The organism is Arachnia rubra, from assembly GCF_019973735.1.
In the GTDB taxonomy this organism is placed as follows: Bacteria; Actinomycetota; Actinomycetes; order Propionibacteriales; family Propionibacteriaceae; genus Arachnia; species Arachnia rubra.
This window is the reverse complement of sequence record NZ_AP024463.1, coordinates 2,940,446-2,957,710: the sequence shown is the minus strand read 5'-3', so window position 1 is coordinate 2,957,710 and position 17,265 is coordinate 2,940,446. Positions and strand designations below refer to the sequence as shown.

Sequence of the window (17,265 nt, the reverse complement as noted above, 5' to 3'; positions counted from 1 at the left end):
TGGGGCGGACAGCCGCTCCAGCCTATGGGCGAGGGATCAGAAAGGTCAGGTCTGGTCGGGAGGCATGAAGGGCCTTGTCGAAGGTGGCGAGGAGTCCGCCGTGCGCGGCAGCCAGGGAGACGAGATAGAGATCTGTGGCTTGGCGGTGACCGATCAGGCCAGTGGCGTCGATATCGGCGTATGACAGGTCGCTGGGCCAGAACTCGGCAGCAGGGAGTGCCCTGATGAGCCGGATGCGTTCCAGAGCCATGGTGGCTGGTTCGCCCAAACCAAGGAGGAAACGCAGTAGAGCACTTTCTGTGGTGGGGCAGGTCGCGAACTGGGTGGTTTCTGCGAGCCACTCACCTGCGGCCTCATGGTGTTCGTGTTCGGCTGCGGTGAGGGCTATCAAGACGTTGGCGTCCAGGAGATAGCGGATCATGACTCCTCGATGAGGTCTGCAACCTGTTCGTTTGTGATGGATCTGCCAATGCGTAGAACGGGGAAGCCGGTGCGGGGATCGGTTTCGATGATGGCTGGGTGGTCATCGAGCTGGGCAAGCCCCCGGGTCGCCAGCTCTGCTACGACGGCTGATAGTGAGCGGCCCTGTAGTTGAGCTATCTCCTGTGCTCTTTCTCGGACTGCAGGGGGTAGATCGACCGTGGTGCGCATAACTGCATCATATGTGATGCACCTGTGAGGCGGTGAGGCGATCGGCTCTTGTGGGGGACGTCGTCCTGACGGTCGCTGGACATTTCGTGTAGTTCACTGGACATCCAAATTTGTTCTAGTTATTCTAGAACTATGCTTTGGCAAGTTGACCCCCGCGACCCGCAGCCGCTCTATGAGCAGATCGCTGAGGTGGTCCGTCGCGCCGTGGCCGACCAGGAGCTGACCGCAGGAGACCGGTTGCCTGCCGCGAAGGAACTCGCGGCCAGCCTGGATGTGAATCTGCACACCATCCTTAGGGCCTATCAGCAGCTGCGCGACGAGGGACACATCGAGTTGCGGCGCGGACGCGGTGCTGTGGTGATCGCCAAAGGCAGCACGACACGGCTGGACGCCCTGATCGCCGACCTCGTCCGGCAGGCGAAGAGCGCTGGCATCAGCCGTGAAGAACTATTCCATCTGATTGAGAAGCAGGTTGAGGCATGAGTACATCGAAGTTGACGAACCGAGGAGAGCTGACTGCCTCCCTGGTGGGGATCGCGGTGGTGATCGCGATCTCCGGAGCCGGAGCGCTATGGACGCGGGGGATTCTGGCGGACATACCAGGCCAGGTCGCGAGGGGCTGGGGAATGGACGGCCATGTTGATGCCTTCATCGATCCTGGGGTGATATGGGGTCTCGGACTCGGCCTGTCCCTTGGCATTCCGTTGCTGCTGGTCCTTCTGGGGCTGCTCCTGCGTTTTGGCCGCATCCTGACCCCCGTCGCCGGGGGAGTCGCGGCGCTGCTCACGATCATCTTTGGGGGTGTGCTGTCGTTGCAGCGCGGCATGACCGAGGAACAGATTCAGGCCTCGGCGCCGTCCCCGCTGCCCCTGGCGTTTCTGGCAATGCTGGTGGCGATCCTGGTCGGCGCCGGGCTGGCGTTCGCCTTGCGCCGGCGTCCGGGCGAGCGAGAGGTGCCCGTCACCCTCGGCGACTCGGACCCGCGGCTGGCAGTGAAAGATGGCGTTAAGGTCGCCTGGACCGGGCAGGCGCGCGTTTCCCGCGGCCTCTGGGTGGCCCTGATCTCAGGGATCGCCGTGGCCTTCATCGCGGTGGTCTGCTGGCTGCTGATCAACCTCTCCTGGGAGCCCGTGGCGATGATGGCTTTCCTGCTGCTGGTGTTCGTCTCCGTGGGTGTCTCCATGGCGGCGCGCGTCACGATCGACTCCCGTGGCGTGCGGGTCCGCGGAGCCGGACTGTTCCCGTACGCGACCATCCCGCTCTCGGAGATTTCCGGTGCCAGCGTGGTCCACGTCGATCCGCTGCGTGATTTCTACGGCTGGGGAGGAGCGCGATTTACAATCGGTGGCGCGGCGGGTTTCATCACCTCGCGCGGTGAGGCGATCCGGATCGACCGCGGCAGCTCTGAGGGCTCCTTCACCGTCACGGTCGACGACGCCGAAACCGCCGTGACCGTCGTGAACACGCTCCTGCTCAGAAGGACCAGCCATGCCTGACCGCTCAGCTGAAGGGCATGCGCGAGTGGCCCTGAGCACGTGGCAGGCTTGTCACCAAGCTCCACGAGGAAGGACATTCGTATGAGTTCGAAGCGTTCAGCCGGCTATGGCGAGTCTGACAAGTCGGTGTTGTCCATCAAGAGCAAGGGCAGCCTGCTCAGCGTCGGATCGGTGCTCTCGTGCCTGTCCGCCGCGTCGCTGGGGTCGTGCCTGTCAGTCGGTTCGGTGGGGTCATTCCTGTCGATCGGCTCCATGGGCTCCATCCTGTCCATCGGCTCGGTGGGTTCGTTCTTGTCCGTCGGGTCGCTGGGATCGTCCCGGTCGCTGTTCAGCGTCAAGTCCAAGCGGGCCGTCGGCAATGTCCCGTCCAAGGGGCATCACGCAATGGCTCTGAAATCCGGGAAGCCGGAGCCGTCCCCCAGGAAGAAGGCGAAACGATGCCGCCGCAAGGTCGCCCTGGCCGCAGCGGTCGCCCTCGTCGCCTGGGCTGGCCTGAAGAAGGCAGCTGAGAAAACCCGGTGAGGGACGGCGCGCCTCTGGCTTCTGCCGGTAGGACGTCCGCCAGGCCGGTCCTGTTGCGCTGGCCTTGTTCGTATTCGCTGGCTCCACAGCACAGGCAACCGTGATGAAGGCCAGCACATCGTCAGGACGACCAGGGAAGAGATGAGCCGCGACGACCTGGAGCGCCTGGTGGCCGAGACTTTCGACGCGGCCGGAGTCCCAGGCGGTGTGCTGCACGTCGTGGATGCGCAAGGACCTCGCGAGACCGTCGAATACGGTGGCCTGGCGGCCAGCGACCCGGTCACTCTCGGGTCGACCAGCAAGGCGCTGGCCGCCACCGTCCTGCTGCAGCTCGCCGAGGAGGGGCTGGTGGATCTGCACGCCCCGGTGCAGCGCTACCTGCCCGGCGTCGGCCTCCCCCAGGAGGTCACGCTGCTGGACCTTGCCCATCACCGCAGCGGCCTCAGGCCGGACGCCCGGCCGGCGCACCTAATCAAGGCTCGCACGCGCGAGTTTCGGTACGCCAACCAGAACTACAACCTGCTGGGCAATGTCCTGGCGGCGGCCTCCGGCATGACCTACGCCTCGCTCCTGACGAGCCGAGTCCTGGAGCCACTCGGCATGGACCAGAGCTGGTGTCCGCCGCTGCGGCCCGGAGCGCCGGGGCACGTCGCGGTATTCGGCGTGAACATCCCCGTGCGGGCCTTTAAAGCCGGGCCGGGGTCCTGGATTCAGGGGCCTTCGGGCGCGGTCACGGCGAGCGCCGCCGATGCCGGCCGGTTTCTGGCCATGATGCTCGGCGGGGGAGTCCTGGACGGGCGGCGCGTGCTTTCCCCAGCCTCCGTCACGATGATGCTGAACGACGTGGTCCAGGCGGACGGCAGCCCAGCGGTGGCCGGTCCATTCGGTGACCAGGGAGAGTATGGCCTGGGCTGGGTGCGCAAGCAGGTCCGTGGACGTCCGGTGCACCTTCACGTCGGCAAGGTTCCTGGCGCCACGAGCGTCTTCGTGCTGCTGCCTGACGCTGGCCTCGGTTTCGTGCTGTTAGTGAACGCCGGTGACTTTCTCGTCGGCACCCCGCTGCTCGGGGTGCGTCAGCATCCCCCGTCCCGATCCTTGGGCAGCCCAACCGGAGGTATCAAAACGTGTTGCCTACTGTAAAATCACATGCTACTGTAGTAAGTAAAGAAGATGTTCGTCAATCATTAATGAAGCTGGTGTTTTTGTTTATGAGTAAAGTTTTAACCTGCATATGAATAGTCTCATATACGTATGGGATAAATGTTTAAGGATACCTACGGGGCATGCAGAATAATCAAGCTGCTTTAAAATGCTAGACAGTTCGTTGCTACGAGCAGACTTCACTGAGCATATTTAATGATCTATAGAGAGTGAATGATAATGGCAGGGAGAAATATTCCCATTATTGAAGTAAAGTCACTGACAAAATTATTTGGAAAATTTAAAGCACTCGATAGTGTATCGTTTAGTGTAAATGAAGGGGAAGTACATGGTTTCCTAGGTCCAAATGGTGCCGGGAAATCTACAACAATACGTACTATGCTAGGCATATATAAACCTACGAGCGGTCGTCTGCGTATATTTGGCCTTGACCCAATTCGGGATTCTCCTGAAATTAATAGCCAGCTTTCGTACATTCCAGCTGAGGCCGCGCTTTGGCCGAGTTTGACGGGTCAACAGACTCTTGACGTGTTAGCAGGTCTACGAGGGTCAAGAGATCGGAGGGCAGAAGTAAAAATTATTGATATTCTATCTTTTGATCCATCAAAAAAGGTTAGAACGTATTCAACTGGCAATTTCCGGAAACTATTGTTAGTGGCAGCCTTTGCTGCCCCAACGGATCTTCTTATCTTAGATGAGCCTACCTCAGGCTTAGATCCACTTATGGAACTGGCTTTCCAAGAGCTAGTAACCGACGCAGTTGCTCAAGGCAAAACTATCCTACTTTCTTCGCACTTACTTCCTGAAGTAGAGAGGCTATGCAGCCATGTTACCATTATAAAGAACGGGCTCATAGTAGAGAGCAGCGAGATGTCTAAGATGAAGCAGATCACTAACATGATCATAGAAATGGAGGTTTCTCCGGACATCGACATAGATGTATCTCAAAAAAGACTTGCATCGGAAATTGAGATAAACATCGAGGATATCCAAACTATTAGGCAGCCTTCTAGATTGAAGTTTGCTGTTGATAGGGAAAAGATGCCTAGAGTCCTTACTTATTTAGGGAATCAAGGGATAAGTAATTTCACATGTCAAGCGACATCATTAGAAGAGCTTTTTATACGCCACTACGAAGTTGGTGAAAGATGAATACTGCTGAAACAAATAGTCAGAGAATAAGCGAAGTTTCTGTGAAACATGCGGGATTATTGAGGAATATTTTCATGTCTATCAAACAGTTTTTACAGTTAATTTCAATTAGTGTTCGGAGCTCTTGGGTCTTTATTATTTCCTGGATGACTGGTATAGTAGCACTTGTGGCTATTACAGTGCCATCGTATAAATCATATTACCCAGGCCTAGAAGATAGAAAAACCTTGGTAGAGCAAATGGGTGATAACTCAGGTACAAGATTGCTCTATGGAAACCTACCTAAACCAGGCACACTAGGGCAGTTTTTTGTGTGGGAAACTGGCACATTTGTTCTTCTTCTTACAGCTATAATGATGGTGTTATTAGCGGTGCGTCTTACGCGAGTAAGTGAAAATTCTGGACAACTTGAAATGGTGTGGGCGGCAGGGATCAGACGGTGGATGGCCATGGTAACAAGTATGTTCGTACTTTTTACTGTGCCGATTGTTATTGCTTTAGGGGTTTGGATCACACTCGAGCTGCAAGTAGCTCAAAGTAATGAGCTTACACACATTGGAGCATTTACTTTCTCCTTTACTGTCTTGGCTATCGGGGTTATGTTTGGCCTTTTAGGTGTTATCTGTGCCCAAATTCGGCGCGATTCTTCAGCAGTGCGAAGCTTTGCCCTTATCGGTGTAGGGTTATGCTTTGCTTTGAGAGCTATCGCGGATGAGTTGTGGCATAGGAATCAAAAAAGGCTTTCTCAGGCAATCAATTGGCTATCCATTCTAGGGTGGCGAAATGAATTATCGCCATATACTGATGATAGATTGAATCACCTTCCTACAATTCTAGTCATAATTTTGGCAGGCACGATCCTAGCTTTAATTTTATTTATATTGCGAGAATACAGAGGGAGTATAATACCCGATATCTCATCGTATTCTAAACTTCGGGTAAAGGTTAAATCAGTCGAAGGCTGGCTTTTTTACAAAGATTTGAATCAATTTGTCGCCTGGTTTAGTGCTATACTTTTAGCCTCGGCCATGGTTGGCTTATCGGCTGGAGGAATGACTGAAGCGATTAAGAAAGATCGCAGAACGGCCCAGTTACTAGGAGATCTCTCAAAAAATGATGCTTCGCCTATACAACAATATTTTAAACTTCTTGGGTTGATACTTACAATCGTTATTCTTGTTTTCGCTCTTAGCTGTGTTTTAAAGTGGTGGCATGAAGAGCTTAATGGGCAAGCTTTGAATGAGTTATCAGTAGGTGTCTCCAGACATCGTGCATTATTAGGAAGAGTGTCTCTGGCAAGTTGCACAGTAGCGATACTGTTGGGATTGTCAGGTGTCTTAATGGGGTATACTGGAGGACAGACCTTGAAAGATGACGTAAGCAGCAAAGAAGAGGTGATGCGTGCAGCAATCATAAGTACTCTTGGGCATTTACCTGGTATAATGGCTGGCATAGGTGTAGCTGTAATATCAATAGGTATCGCACCTCGGTTTTCTTACGTAGTTACATGGCTGGCTGCAGCATGGTCTGGTTTCGATACTGTATTTTCTTCGTTATTGAAGTTTCCTAAGTGGGCAGAGAATTTAAGTCTGTTATCATGGTCACCAACTGAAAAAGCTGGGAATGGGGCTGGATGGATTAATGTGGGAAAGATAGATATTCCTCTAACCGCGTGGATCTTTTTGGTAGTTATTTTTTGTGTTGCGCTATCTGTAGGTATTTGGGCATTTGAGCGAAGGGATATATGTACTGATAGATGAGAATTATAGCTCTATTGGTAGAGAAGAATCGATGGATTTTATTATGTGCAATCCGGAGGGCTATTCAGTAATGCGTGTGGCTAAGTCTCCGTTAATCTGTGATTGATAAAGAGGTGCCGTGAAGTCCGAAATATGAATAAATTTCACTGAGTAAAGAGAAGGACATATGAACCAGGTTAGGTGAAGCTTACTCAGTGAGCAGTATGTCCCACATAGCCTTCTGTCAACCTAGAGCTTTGAAAGTTAGAAGACCCTAATGAAGTAAATTTCAATTTATTCAAAAATCTTAGCCAAAGTCGTTTTCTAATTGGCGATTTCGTTAGTATTTGCTAGGTTTAAGATTAGCCATGAATAAATCTAGATTTCTGTTGTGATTGGGAGGATAACCGGATGAACAAGCATCGTTTTATTCAATTAACTAAAGATATACCACGTAATGAATATGGAGGTAAGGCAGATGGCCTAATCGAATTAGTATCTCTGGGATTTGAAGTACCTGATGCTATCATAATTCCCTACTCGGTTATCAAAGAACTTTTTGGTTCATCTTATCTATATGATTCCCAAACGTTTAATTTAAATTTGATGACTCTAGCTGAGGAAATTAATCAGCACTTTGATGGGGAATACTTAGCCGTTAGAAGCTCCTCGGCAAGAGAAGATCAGGTGGCGGCATCTTTTGCTGGTCAGTTTGAAACGGTACTTGGTGTTAAAGGTATAGAAAAACTTAGCCAAGCAATTATGCGGTGTTGGGAATCAGCTACTAGTGAGCGTCAACGAAAGTATTCAGAAACTATGGGACAGAATGACAGTGCAATGCTTTCGTTAGTCGTGCAGCGGATGGTAGTCGCGGAATGTAGTGGCATAGTTTTCTCAGGGAAACCAGATGTTGACCGATCACTGGCACTCGTAGAAGCCTCTTATGGATTAGGGGAAGTGGTTGTCGGAGGCCATACAGTTCCGGATCGGCATTGGGTGGCAGTTGGGACGGATACTGTCGTGCATCAAACTATTGGATCAAAGCAATTTCGTTTCGATCAAACGGTCTCTGGTGGTATTCAGAAGAGTGTTGTTGAATCCACCAGTGCATCAGGCTTAGCTCTTGATGAAGCGTGTGTTTTGAAAATTGCTAATGATGCACAATATGCAGCTAATTATCTAGGAAGACAGGTTGATCTAGAGTGGGCCATACATAAGTCGCGTGTCTATTATTTGCAACTAAGACCTGTGACTACGCAGGTCGTATCTGATGAGGCCAGAACTCCATATGTTGGTAATGTTGATCCTTATACAGAAGCAAGAACTTTATGGTCCAGAATGGATATCGGCGAAATATTTACCGGGCAGTTATCTCCTATCGGTGTCGATTTTGCGAAATATTATCAGATGAATGTTCACGAGAAATGTGGACGTTGGACTGGCGCCCGAGATTATGGTGATATGTCATTGCATATGGGATATTTGCAAAATCATGTCTATCTAAATGTCTCTTATACAGCGCATCTGTTGTCGCAAATGCCTCATATGCGAGATCTTGCTCGTTTCACAAATAGGTTTACAAGTCCAGACGTAGATCCCACCCGAATTACCAATCCTTTTGGAATATATTCAGGCTATGGGAAAATTAGTAGATCATTTCTCTTCTTTCTAGGGTCGCTTTTCCGTGAAATTGTGGATTCTAGTAGACGGGCTAAGAGAATGGATGAATCAAGGCGAAAAGCATTTGCCTTGATGCGATCTTTAAAACTTGAAAAGTATTCAAACAGTGCTCTAGAAAAGCTCTTTGAGAAGGGATTAGATTATTTTTCCCGCATGAACGCGCAATATATGCCATATTATATAAATGCTTCCACGATACATGCTCTCTTGGAGGGCGTCGTGTCAGTCTGGGTGCCTGAAATTGGTCCATCAGTTATTGAGAATCTAAAAACTGATATGTCAAATCTCCGCACCGTTGCTGCTTCGGAAGATATAGATGCGTTGTTTGAACATGCAAAGGAATACTCAGGTGTTTACGAGGCTCTTCTTCAAGCGCCGCTGGGTGAAGCCATGGACGCAATATCTTCTGCCAAAGGTGGCAAAGATTTTATATCGGAGGCGCTTGAGCCGTTTCTTATGGAACATGGCGTGCGAGGTCATGAAGAGATGGAACTCGCGAACCCCCGATGGGTTGATGAACCAGAGCAAGTCGTCGAGTTTCTTGTTCGCCGAGCATTGGAAGCTAATAACCATTCGGATCAGATTCAGCGACCACGAATTTTGAGAGAAACCGTAGGTATAGATGAATTACCTATTTCTGGAGTACGTAGGGCCATCATTTTGACAGTGGCAAAATTATATAAAAAGACAAGCGAGCAGCGTGAAGTAGCGCGTATGGCGATGATTACTTCTAGTTGGATTATTAGGAAGATAATAATCGAATTATCTCAGCGTCTATGTAAGAAAAATATCTTAGAGGATCCTAAGCAGATATGGTGTTGCAAGTTTGAAGAGATCCGTTCTGCGTTAAGAGGCGATGTGACACGTATTCCTTCGGGCCAAGAATTGGCAAACCGTGATGCGGACTGGAAGACTGCCCTTGAAGGTCCACTGCCGCCACAAAGCTTTTACGGTTATTGGAATCCAACTATGATATCTAATGACTTGAATCGCGATGAAAAAAGAATAACTGGTCTTCCCGTAAGCACCGGGGTTATCAAAGGAAGGGTGTGTGTGATTAAGAACCTTGATAGAGAACTCCGAAATTTTCGAACTGGAGAAATTTTAGTAGCCCCATACACCGACGCCTCATGGACCCCACTAATACGTGATGCGGCTGCAATCGTAACTGATGAAGGATCGTATCTTTCTCATAGTGCAATTGTCGCAAGAGAATTCGGCATACCTTGTATTGTGAGTACCCGGGATGCGACATCATTTTTCCGTACCGGTGATGTCATTACAGTCAATGGAAACTCTGGAAGCGCAGTACTTGATTAAAAGCGTAGAGTTCAATCAACTGGGAGGCTATAATTTGATTATCCATGATTATTGAAGCAATTTATGAGCAGCCGGCAGTCACCAGCAGCCCTTTCGTCGGAGCCAGGTTATCCGCGGCTGCGGGTAAGTCTCAAGTGCATATAACGCTGAACAGCGTTAAAAATAAGGAGGTTATTCGCGATTTCCATAATAAACTTACTCTGAAAGAGTACTTGCGGAGCTGAAGTTTTTCGTAGATAGCCTATAAAGCTGCTGTAGCTCGCGTTTAATAAAATCTAAAGGGGTTATTCACGAGCACCTCGGGAGGATGTAAACCCCTTGTCAGAGCCCGGTCGCCTGAGGTTGCGAATGGCGCCTTAAATGTTTCCCTAATTTTCAGGCTCATGTGGCGGGGACCTGGCATACTCAGGTATGGCATGTTTTGCTTTAGGGAGGATGTGATAGTAAAATTTATTTTATGGGGGCTATGAAATATGCCTAAAGATTAAAAAGGCAATCCGTGGCAATTTTATGTACTGTGGAGGGTATAATGAAGACCTATAATTGTTTTGTCGAAGGGGTCCACGTTAATAATAACGAGTGGAGTTATGTTATTGAACCGGACTTTTTTATGTCTAATCCTGCAAGTGCGATTAGACTTAAACGACGTCTCGACCGCGGTGATGATAGTGATTTGCTAGATCAGAAATTAGTTCTTGGGCGTATTGGCTTGGCGAGTCCACAAGATTGCCAAAAAGCAAATAGTGCCGCGCGGGAAGCGTGTGGGGTTTGGGCGCAAAGATCTAGAAAATTTCGAGAGCAGATAGTAGTTGCGATGCATAATCGTATAGTTGAACGTTCTCAAGAATATATTATGTCTCTTGTGAATGATGGACATCCGAGAAACCTGGCAGCATGGGAGGTGTCAGGGGTAATCGCTGGGGGTGGACAAGGTATGTTTGACGTGCTTTCTGCATTTATGGGATTTTCCATTGAGACACCTATAGGGTTAAATCAGGTTGAAAGGAGACCCGATGGCGTAGTTGCAATAGTTCTTCCTCGTAATGCTGCAGGAGCAAATGCTGCGATGGCATTGCCTATTTTGGCAGCAGGAAATTCTGTTATCATGAAAGCTCCTCGGAATCATTCGTATGCAGCTGCTTGGCTTTTTCATGAGGTGATACTTCCTGTTCTGGATGAATTTAAGATTGATGAGCCAGTATGTCAGTTCCTATGCTGCCATCCTAGAATGGCCATTGATAGTTGGCTTAATTCTAAAGAAATCGATGACATATTTTTTATTGGCAGCTCTGAGCGTGGTAAGGAACTTGAAATTGAATGTGTAAGGCGAGGGATTAAACCTATCCTAGAATTATCGGGTAATGATCCGATAGTTGTTTGGCGGGACGCTGACGTTAGGAATGCAGCTAAAGCTGCAGCTGAATGCTATATGGGTTCAGCTCAGATCTGCATAGTTCCTAAGGTGGCTTTTGTGCACCATAAAGTTATTAAAGAATTTCTGGAATACCTACGGATTTATTCGTTAAACTATAGACCACAGAAGATCAGTAAACCTGGTTCTTTCTTAGCGCCAGTGGGGAATTCTAAAGGTATGCTTGACGCCTTGGAACTAGTGCATGAGGAAGGTGGAAATTTATTATTTGGTGGTCAAAGACTAAATGATTTCGGTGAGCGGGATAAGTATGGTGTCTTTTTTGAACCTGCCGCTGCTTTGTACTCTATCCAAACTGCTTGTCGCTCTCATATAGTTTTAGAAGAAACCTTTTTCCCTCTTCTGCCAATAGTGAATATTGATGAGCGAGATGAGTCTGAATGCATGAGAGCTGTTGAATATCTACTTCGTTTAACAAAGCACAGACTTCGTATGTCTATTTGGTCTACTGATATGAGTTTTTGTAAATGGTTGAGCTCAATTCCATTAGGTTTTGGAACAATTAAGATTAATTCTAGTCATACTGAGTTTATTGCTGGGCTTCCCACACAGGGTGGACGAGGTGCTAGTGCGGACGTACATGGTGAGGCTAACTATCCTTTTCTCAGAACATCGCACCTTGAAGCTACTGTTTGGCGTGGTATAGTTGAATGAAAGAGGTATTAGGAGTGTTGAAATGATAGATCCCTTAGATATTCAAAAGCAAGTAACTAATGCGGCCATGGTCACGATGCAAAGGATGCTTACTGCCGAAGTCGAGTGTTCCCATGAAGGGCAGTATCTTATTACCGCATCCGGTAGAAAGTATTTAAACTTAGGTGGATACGGGATTTTTCTTTTAGGAGGCAATCCTAAGAGTGTTCTTCAGGCGGTTACTAACCAGATGCAAAAGATGGCTATGTCTACGCGACTTGTTCCGAATACATTATTAGGGCAGGCGGCTGCTAAGCTGTTGTCTACTCAAGGTGGGTCTCTTGCAAAGGTTATTTTTGCTAATTCAGGGGCTGAGGCTACTGAGATTGCCGTAAAAATTGCTAAAATTAATGGATGTAATCGTTTGATAGGGATGGATAATGCTTTTCACGGTAAAACTACTGGGGCTTTAGCATTATCGGGAAGGGGGACTTATCAGGCGCCATTTAGACCGCTCCTAGATGTTGAACATGTACCATTCGGCGATATCGATGCGTTGCAACACAAAATTCGGGATGGTGGTAGATCAGCAGTTATAGTTGAACCTATCCAAGGAGAGGCCGGAGTGGTTTTCCCCCCAGAAGGATATTTGTCTTCTCTCGGAAAGATCTGTCAGGAAGCAGACGCGATTCTAATTGTTGATGAGATCCAAACGGGACTTGGCCGATTGGGTTGCTGGTGGGAATACCAAGCCGCCGGGTGTAATCCAGATATTGTTCTGAGCGGTAAAGTCCTTTCCGGAGGTGTTTATCCTATTGCCGCAGTTTCAGTAACATCAGAGCTGTATAAACCATTTGATGGCGATCCACTTTTGCATAGTAGTACCTATGCAGGTTCCCCTGCTGCATGTGCTACAGTGCTAGCTGTCATGGATTATCTTGAGCATAACCAAGTGCCTGACAGAGCTGATAAACTTGGGCGTAAATTGTCCTTTATTATGAATCGTGTTTTAAAGGATCCACAGGTATTGGAAGTTCGGGGAAAAGGTCTTCTGTGGGCTGTAGAGTTTTTACCGGGCGCTGCTTCGGGAGAATTTTTATTTCATTGTATGGATTATGGAATTATACCAAGTACTGCACTTAATTCATCAAATATTATACGTTTTACTCCTCCGGTAATAATAGAGGAAAACGATATTAGGGCGATCGATTTAATGTTAACTGAGTGGCTTAATAGGAGTTCCGATGCATGATGTCCGGGTCATAGAAAATGTACGAGGTATGTCCCCTCTCCAGACTTGTGAATTTGTGTGGCAATTCGAGCATTCTCTGGGAAGATCTAGGGACGTCATAGCTATTAATCTATCTAATATTTGTGATCAATCATCACGAATAAGTTCGTGGCGAGTTGCTTTTCGTGATGAGGAGTTTCGGTGGACTGAAAAAGATGAACTTGATTTAAGAATACCAAATATCTGTTTTTCTATAGAGAAAGGTGATTTTGATGTTTTTGAAGGATCATGGGAATTCTATAAAGTTGATGTGGGTACGAAGATTGAATTTTCGCTTGTATTTGATATGGGAATACCTAGTTTATCCGGGATATTTGAGCCGTTAGCGGGGAAATTAGTTGAATCAATTGTCAAGGAAGCAATTTCTAAGATATGAGAAAAAAGATTTGTCAAGTCGCTTTGCAACCCTGATTAGCAGATGCAATGGGTTTTTGGTTGGTCCTAGCGCTACGCGGCCAGAGAACATGATTACTTATTTTGTTGCTTTTACTGGTATGATAGGGGCTGGCATTCTTTTTACTCTAGGAGAAGAATTTTCTTTTTGGAAATTATTTATCATCTGTATTCTTGCTTTTGATGTTTTTGGTGGGGCAACTGCTAATGCTACAAATTCTGCTAGGCGATGGTGGCATCGTCCTGGCGTTAAGCGTGGTAGCTTTATATTTTTTACTCTGTTTCATTTGCATCCCATTATCATTGGGGCACTGTATAGTGGATTTAGTTTTTCACTTGGCGTAATTAGCTATGCAGGCGTTATTTGCGCTGCTGGGATTTGTATTTTTTTTCCGCCTAGTCTTACGCGTCCTATGGCTTATGGAATCTGTTCTTTATTAATTTTGTTTACTGCTTTTATGGGAGGAGTCGCTTGGTATTTGAGCTGGTTCTTGCCGGGGTATTTTATGAAGCTTTTACTTTCGCATCTTCTATCTGATGGTGCCTTTTCTCAAGAATGAGGCTTATTCACGGACGGTCGACGGGGTCGCGGAGCCCCTTCTCATTGGCGGGTGGCCATGAGCTATGAATAAGCTTTAATGTTGATATGGGGTTTTATGATTTCATTGATGCTTATTCGTGGGGGTGCCGAAAACAGCGAAACCCCTTGTCAGAAACCAGTTGCTGGCAGCTATGAATAAGCCTCATTGATTGAATCATATTTCATAGTTAACGGCGTCCTGGCGTTGATAAGGGATTTTGTTGCCTCGTCGAATACTTATGCATAGGAGCTTGTTTACTTGAGGTTCTGAATGTCGTAGATTTGTTTGCTAATTGCGTGTCGCTCGTAGCCGTTAATTATTTCTTCGAGATTTTTTATTTTATATTTCATCAAATTTTCAGTGCCGAACTTTTTGACAATTATTCAAATGTTCAATTATATTCGGCTATCTCATTGGTTGCGTGGGTATCAACCCATCGCGGTTACATCTTCAAAGGCTGCTGCAAGCTTGCGGATTAGTTCGCTATTATTAGAATCGTGGTGTACTGTTCATATTCTCTGATGGACATCTGTTGGTTTCTGTGGGATGGTTAATTATTTAACAGGGCGCCGCCGTTGGGTGGCTGTGACGCGACAGCGCGCTATGTAAGGTAGAGGTTGAGCTAGGGAGATTTAGATGCAGCTAAAACTGTTGGGCGGTGTTGCCATTCGTAATGGTTCGGACTGGTACCCGGTCCGCTCAAACAATGCGCGGGTATGTCTAGCGCTGCTAGGGATGGAGGCTGGGCGTCCGGTGCCCAAATCGGTTTTGGAGTACGAACTCTGGGGCGATGATCCGCCGAAAGCGGCTGATAACGCTCTGCAGGCAACGATTGCGCGCATCCGTCGTCTCATCCGGGAGTGCTGTGGTGGGAAGGGGCTGATAGTCACAGTGCCAGGAGGGTACCGGCTTGAACTTGCTCCAGGGGCTGTTGATGCGCTTGCCTTCAAGGCTGCAGCAAATAGGGTCTTCGGGTCTTCGGGGGCGTCGGTGACGGAGTGCTACGAAGCTCTCACGCACTGGTATGGGCCGCCTCTCATGGGTACCGCTGGATTTGCTCGTTGTGATGCATATGCCCGAGATCTTGAGCAACTCCGGCTCGATGTGTGTGAGCGGCTTGTGCTGCGACAACTTGCTGACGGACACACCACCAGCGCGGACCATAATACGGCAGAACTTGTGCTTGAGCGTCCGCTGAATGAACGATACTGCGAATTGCGCATGCTTGCTCTTTATCGACGAGGGTGTCACGCGGAGGCTCTTGAGCACTTTGGCCGTTTTACGTCGGTCCTTGGAGAGAAGATGGGGATGGTTCCTGGAAAGCGTCTGCATGCTGTCTACGAGATCATTTTGAATGACTCGGGCCGCGGTGCGGCGTTTGATGTGCTTAAAGTCTGAGGCTGCTGCTGTGCCGAGGGATAAGGCTCGATACAGCAGCCGAATTAGCGCAGTCTGAATAGACATTAGACGTTGTCTTTGGCGTGAGCTTGATAAAATTCAAGCAGTTTGTGAGTTCCGGTAGGCGCACCCACACAGTTGTGCAGCATACTCCAGGTGACAAAACGCACTGTATCGGCTCGTCTCCGGCTGAATATGCCCAGGATCTTTGTCAGCGGTGGCAGCAAGCGTGCAGAGATAGTCTTGATTTTTGTGGGGCGATCGAGTGCTTGGAAAGCACATTGCGCCAAGCCTTCCCAGGTGAACACCTCCGGTCCTCCTACGTCCCACTGGCCCTCTTGGCCTGCTTCCATCCGGTCGACACAGAATCTGGCAAGGTCTGCCCCATGGATCGGGTTGATCTGCACCTTCGGGTCGAACAGGAACACTTTTCCTCGCCTGGCCATCTGCAGAATCTGGGTCATATCTGAGAAATACCCAGGGGGATTGATAATCTGACTCACGACTGGCGAGGAGGCAAGTTCATGGGTGAAAGCTGTTTTTGCCTTCGTCAGTTCGGCCGGGCACTGCTCGCCGCCAATCACATTGACAAAGCAGAAATTTTGTACTTTGTGCTTCTCGGCAGAGTGTAGGATCGCTAGGTTCGCGCGGTAGTCAATATCCCAAGGGTCTGCCTTCTGCTTGGTTACCCCCAGTGCGGAGACGACGTTGTCAACACCTTCGGCGATATCGGCTATGAAATTAGGGTCTGTGACCTCGCCGACCGCCCATTCATCAACGAGGCCTTCCAGAGAAGGTGCGTCCCAGAGGCCTGGAGACTCAGCCCGCTCGCGGCTGCGCATGATAGCACGTACTCGGTATCCGCGGCGGTGTAGCTCGGCAACGATGAAACGTCCAAGGTAGCCAGTAGATCCAGCAACAAGAGTTGTCATAATCAAAACCTTCCTATCCTGTTGACATGTATTGGGTGCTGGAGGAGGGAGCTCTCGATGCGCCGAGCATCCGTGGAAGGACGGTGCAAGCGAGTTCCAGTGCTTTATCGGGGGGAGCTGCATCACGGATGGCCCAACGATCGATGCAGCTTGTCACGGCATATGCGAGCTCTGCGTGCATGTGAGCTGGTATGCCTGGATTGAGTAACTTGAGCTCCAACCCTCGTGAGACGATGGTCATGTTCCATGAGATGACTACTTCCTTGAAAGCCTCAAGGCTTGGGCATCGGGGTAGATCATCGAGGTAGTACATGGTGCCAACCGCAGCGAGGTCCGGACGCTTTGCGGCAGTCGAGATGTCAGTGATGAGCCCCGTCAGCGATGGCCAGAAGGTATTCTCATCGAGATCGGCAACCTCGGGGATATGCACGAGACTCGCAAGTTCGCTCAGACCGGCGGCAAAGGCCTCGTCGAGAAGTCGCTCTTTGGTGCCGAAGAAGTGGTAAAAGGAACTGCGTGGGAAATCTGCCCTCTGAAGGATTGAGCTGAGGCGAGCCGCGCTGAAGCCGTTGGCCGCGAACGCCAGGCGGGCCTCGCTGAGGAGACGCGCTCGTCGTTGCGGGTCGAGTGGTTGTGCGGGCCTAGCCACTTGTACTGCCTCCTCTGATCAGAACAATTCCAGCCTATAGGTTCCTGGGCAGTCTTGTCCAGGAATTGTTGAACAACATCGTCACCTGCTCTTGAGGCCAAGAGTTTCCGGTATGGCTCACGGCTTCATGCGTGGTGCTCAACTCCCCGGAACTCTTGCTGCTGTGCACTCGTGCTGTGTCAAGAGCCCCGATGGTTGTGGGCTCCCACACGAAGGACAGGGCGTGTGACCCCAA

17 protein-coding genes are annotated in these 17,265 nt (G+C 49.2%); 13 read left to right on the top strand and 4 right to left on the bottom strand.

The genetic code is table 11. The features are described from left to right. Nucleotides 1-22 precede the first annotated feature (22 nt). Nucleotides 23-421 carry a PIN domain-containing protein gene (locus SK1NUM_RS13420; RefSeq protein WP_223927621.1) on the bottom strand — a complete coding sequence of 133 codons (399 nt, stop codon included), beginning with the start codon at nt 419-421 and terminating at the stop codon, nt 23-25. Next, nucleotides 418-651, bottom strand: a complete 234-nt coding sequence (locus SK1NUM_RS13415; RefSeq protein WP_212323090.1) for a hypothetical protein — start codon at nt 649-651, stop codon at nt 418-420. Before SK1NUM_RS13415 ends, SK1NUM_RS13420 begins: the two co-directional genes overlap by 4 nt. A 132-nt stretch (nt 652-783) precedes the next feature. Between SK1NUM_RS13415 and SK1NUM_RS13410 the strand changes: the two genes are divergently transcribed. The 13 genes from SK1NUM_RS13410 (at nt 784) to SK1NUM_RS13350 (ending at nt 15,449) form a co-directional block, all read left to right on the top strand. Further along, nucleotides 784-1,134: a GntR family transcriptional regulator gene (locus tag SK1NUM_RS13410; protein ID WP_212323087.1), complete on the top strand. Its 351-nt coding sequence runs from the start codon at nt 784-786 to the stop codon at nt 1,132-1,134. Next, nucleotides 1,131-2,147, top strand: a complete 1,017-nt coding sequence (locus tag SK1NUM_RS13405) for a hypothetical protein (RefSeq protein ID WP_212323084.1) — start codon at nt 1,131-1,133, stop codon at nt 2,145-2,147. The genes SK1NUM_RS13410 and SK1NUM_RS13405 overlap by 4 nt, the downstream gene beginning before the upstream one ends. 81 nt (nt 2,148-2,228) lie before the next feature. Then, on the top strand, nt 2,229-2,669 hold the full coding sequence (locus tag SK1NUM_RS13400; RefSeq protein ID WP_212323081.1) for a hypothetical protein: 441 nt from the start codon (nt 2,229-2,231) through the stop codon (nt 2,667-2,669). Between the two features lie 141 nt (nt 2,670-2,810). Continuing rightward, nucleotides 2,811-3,809: a serine hydrolase domain-containing protein gene (locus SK1NUM_RS13395; RefSeq protein WP_212323078.1), complete on the top strand. Its 999-nt coding sequence runs from the start codon at nt 2,811-2,813 to the stop codon at nt 3,807-3,809. Between the two features lie 234 nt (nt 3,810-4,043). Next, the gene (locus SK1NUM_RS13390; protein ID WP_223927620.1) at nt 4,044-4,982 is read left to right on the top strand and encodes an ABC transporter ATP-binding protein; all 939 of its coding nucleotides are present in this window, start codon (nt 4,044-4,046) and stop codon (nt 4,980-4,982) included. Beyond that, complete coding sequence (locus tag SK1NUM_RS13385) at nt 4,979-6,742, top strand: hypothetical protein (protein WP_212323072.1); 1,764 nt, start codon at nt 4,979-4,981, stop codon at nt 6,740-6,742. The genes SK1NUM_RS13390 and SK1NUM_RS13385 overlap by 4 nt, the downstream gene beginning before the upstream one ends. Before the next feature lie 390 nt (nt 6,743-7,132). Then, entirely contained in the window at nt 7,133-9,721 is a 2,589-nt protein-coding gene (locus SK1NUM_RS13380) for a PEP/pyruvate-binding domain-containing protein (protein WP_212323069.1), read from the top strand. A 44-nt stretch (nt 9,722-9,765) separates the two neighbouring features. After that, nucleotides 9,766-9,945: a hypothetical protein gene (locus tag SK1NUM_RS13375; protein ID WP_212323067.1), complete on the top strand. Its 180-nt coding sequence runs from the start codon at nt 9,766-9,768 to the stop codon at nt 9,943-9,945. Nucleotides 9,946-10,250: 305 nt separating this feature from the next. Then, nucleotides 10,251-11,807 carry an aldehyde dehydrogenase family protein gene (locus tag SK1NUM_RS13370; RefSeq protein ID WP_212323065.1) on the top strand — a complete coding sequence of 519 codons (1,557 nt, stop codon included), beginning with the start codon at nt 10,251-10,253 and terminating at the stop codon, nt 11,805-11,807. A gap of 22 nt (nt 11,808-11,829) precedes the next feature. Then, nucleotides 11,830-13,038, top strand: coding sequence for an aspartate aminotransferase family protein (locus SK1NUM_RS13365; protein ID WP_212323063.1), 1,209 nt, complete (start codon nt 11,830-11,832; stop codon nt 13,036-13,038). Next, a complete protein-coding gene (locus tag SK1NUM_RS13360) occupies nt 13,031-13,453 on the top strand; it encodes an SRPBCC family protein (RefSeq protein WP_212323061.1) in 423 nt (140 codons plus the stop codon). The genes SK1NUM_RS13365 and SK1NUM_RS13360 overlap by 8 nt, the downstream gene beginning before the upstream one ends. Nucleotides 13,454-13,541: 88 nt before the next feature. After that, nucleotides 13,542-14,030, top strand: coding sequence for a hypothetical protein (locus tag SK1NUM_RS13355; protein WP_212323059.1), 489 nt, complete (start codon nt 13,542-13,544; stop codon nt 14,028-14,030). Nucleotides 14,031-14,687: 657 nt separating this feature from the next. After that, a complete protein-coding gene (locus SK1NUM_RS13350) occupies nt 14,688-15,449 on the top strand; it encodes an AfsR/SARP family transcriptional regulator (RefSeq protein WP_212323057.1) in 762 nt (253 codons plus the stop codon). A 65-nt stretch (nt 15,450-15,514) separates the two neighbouring features. On the opposite strand, the gene SK1NUM_RS13345 is transcribed toward SK1NUM_RS13350, so the two are convergent. Both SK1NUM_RS13345 and SK1NUM_RS13340 read right to left on the bottom strand, forming a co-directional pair. Further along, nucleotides 15,515-16,381, bottom strand: a complete 867-nt coding sequence (locus SK1NUM_RS13345; protein ID WP_212323044.1) for an NAD(P)H-binding protein — start codon at nt 16,379-16,381, stop codon at nt 15,515-15,517. A gap of 13 nt (nt 16,382-16,394) precedes the next feature. After that, complete coding sequence (locus SK1NUM_RS13340) at nt 16,395-17,030, bottom strand: TetR/AcrR family transcriptional regulator (protein WP_212323041.1); 636 nt, start codon at nt 17,028-17,030, stop codon at nt 16,395-16,397. Nucleotides 17,031-17,265 lie beyond the last annotated feature (235 nt).

Coding starts and splice junctions, on each gene's coding strand:
- SK1NUM_RS13420 (WP_223927621.1), bottom strand. CDS start 421: ATGATCCGCTATCTCCTGGACGCCAACGTCTTGATAGCCCTCACCGCA.
- SK1NUM_RS13415 (WP_212323090.1), bottom strand. CDS start 651: ATGCGCACCACGGTCGATCTACCCCCTGCAGTCCGAGAAAGAGCACAG.
- SK1NUM_RS13410 (WP_212323087.1), top strand. CDS start 784: ATGCTTTGGCAAGTTGACCCCCGCGACCCGCAGCCGCTCTATGAGCAG.
- SK1NUM_RS13405 (WP_212323084.1), top strand. CDS start 1,131: ATGAGTACATCGAAGTTGACGAACCGAGGAGAGCTGACTGCCTCCCTG.
- SK1NUM_RS13400 (WP_212323081.1), top strand. CDS start 2,229: ATGAGTTCGAAGCGTTCAGCCGGCTATGGCGAGTCTGACAAGTCGGTG.
- SK1NUM_RS13395 (WP_212323078.1), top strand. CDS start 2,811: ATGAGCCGCGACGACCTGGAGCGCCTGGTGGCCGAGACTTTCGACGCG.
- SK1NUM_RS13390 (WP_223927620.1), top strand. CDS start 4,044: ATGATAATGGCAGGGAGAAATATTCCCATTATTGAAGTAAAGTCACTG.
- SK1NUM_RS13385 (WP_212323072.1), top strand. CDS start 4,979: ATGAATACTGCTGAAACAAATAGTCAGAGAATAAGCGAAGTTTCTGTG.
- SK1NUM_RS13380 (WP_212323069.1), top strand. CDS start 7,133: ATGAACAAGCATCGTTTTATTCAATTAACTAAAGATATACCACGTAAT.
- SK1NUM_RS13375 (WP_212323067.1), top strand. CDS start 9,766: ATGATTATTGAAGCAATTTATGAGCAGCCGGCAGTCACCAGCAGCCCT.
- SK1NUM_RS13370 (WP_212323065.1), top strand. CDS start 10,251: ATGAAGACCTATAATTGTTTTGTCGAAGGGGTCCACGTTAATAATAAC.
- SK1NUM_RS13365 (WP_212323063.1), top strand. CDS start 11,830: ATGATAGATCCCTTAGATATTCAAAAGCAAGTAACTAATGCGGCCATG.
- SK1NUM_RS13360 (WP_212323061.1), top strand. CDS start 13,031: ATGCATGATGTCCGGGTCATAGAAAATGTACGAGGTATGTCCCCTCTC.
- SK1NUM_RS13355 (WP_212323059.1), top strand. CDS start 13,542: ATGATTACTTATTTTGTTGCTTTTACTGGTATGATAGGGGCTGGCATT.
- SK1NUM_RS13350 (WP_212323057.1), top strand. CDS start 14,688: ATGCAGCTAAAACTGTTGGGCGGTGTTGCCATTCGTAATGGTTCGGAC.
- SK1NUM_RS13345 (WP_212323044.1), bottom strand. CDS start 16,381: ATGACAACTCTTGTTGCTGGATCTACTGGCTACCTTGGACGTTTCATC.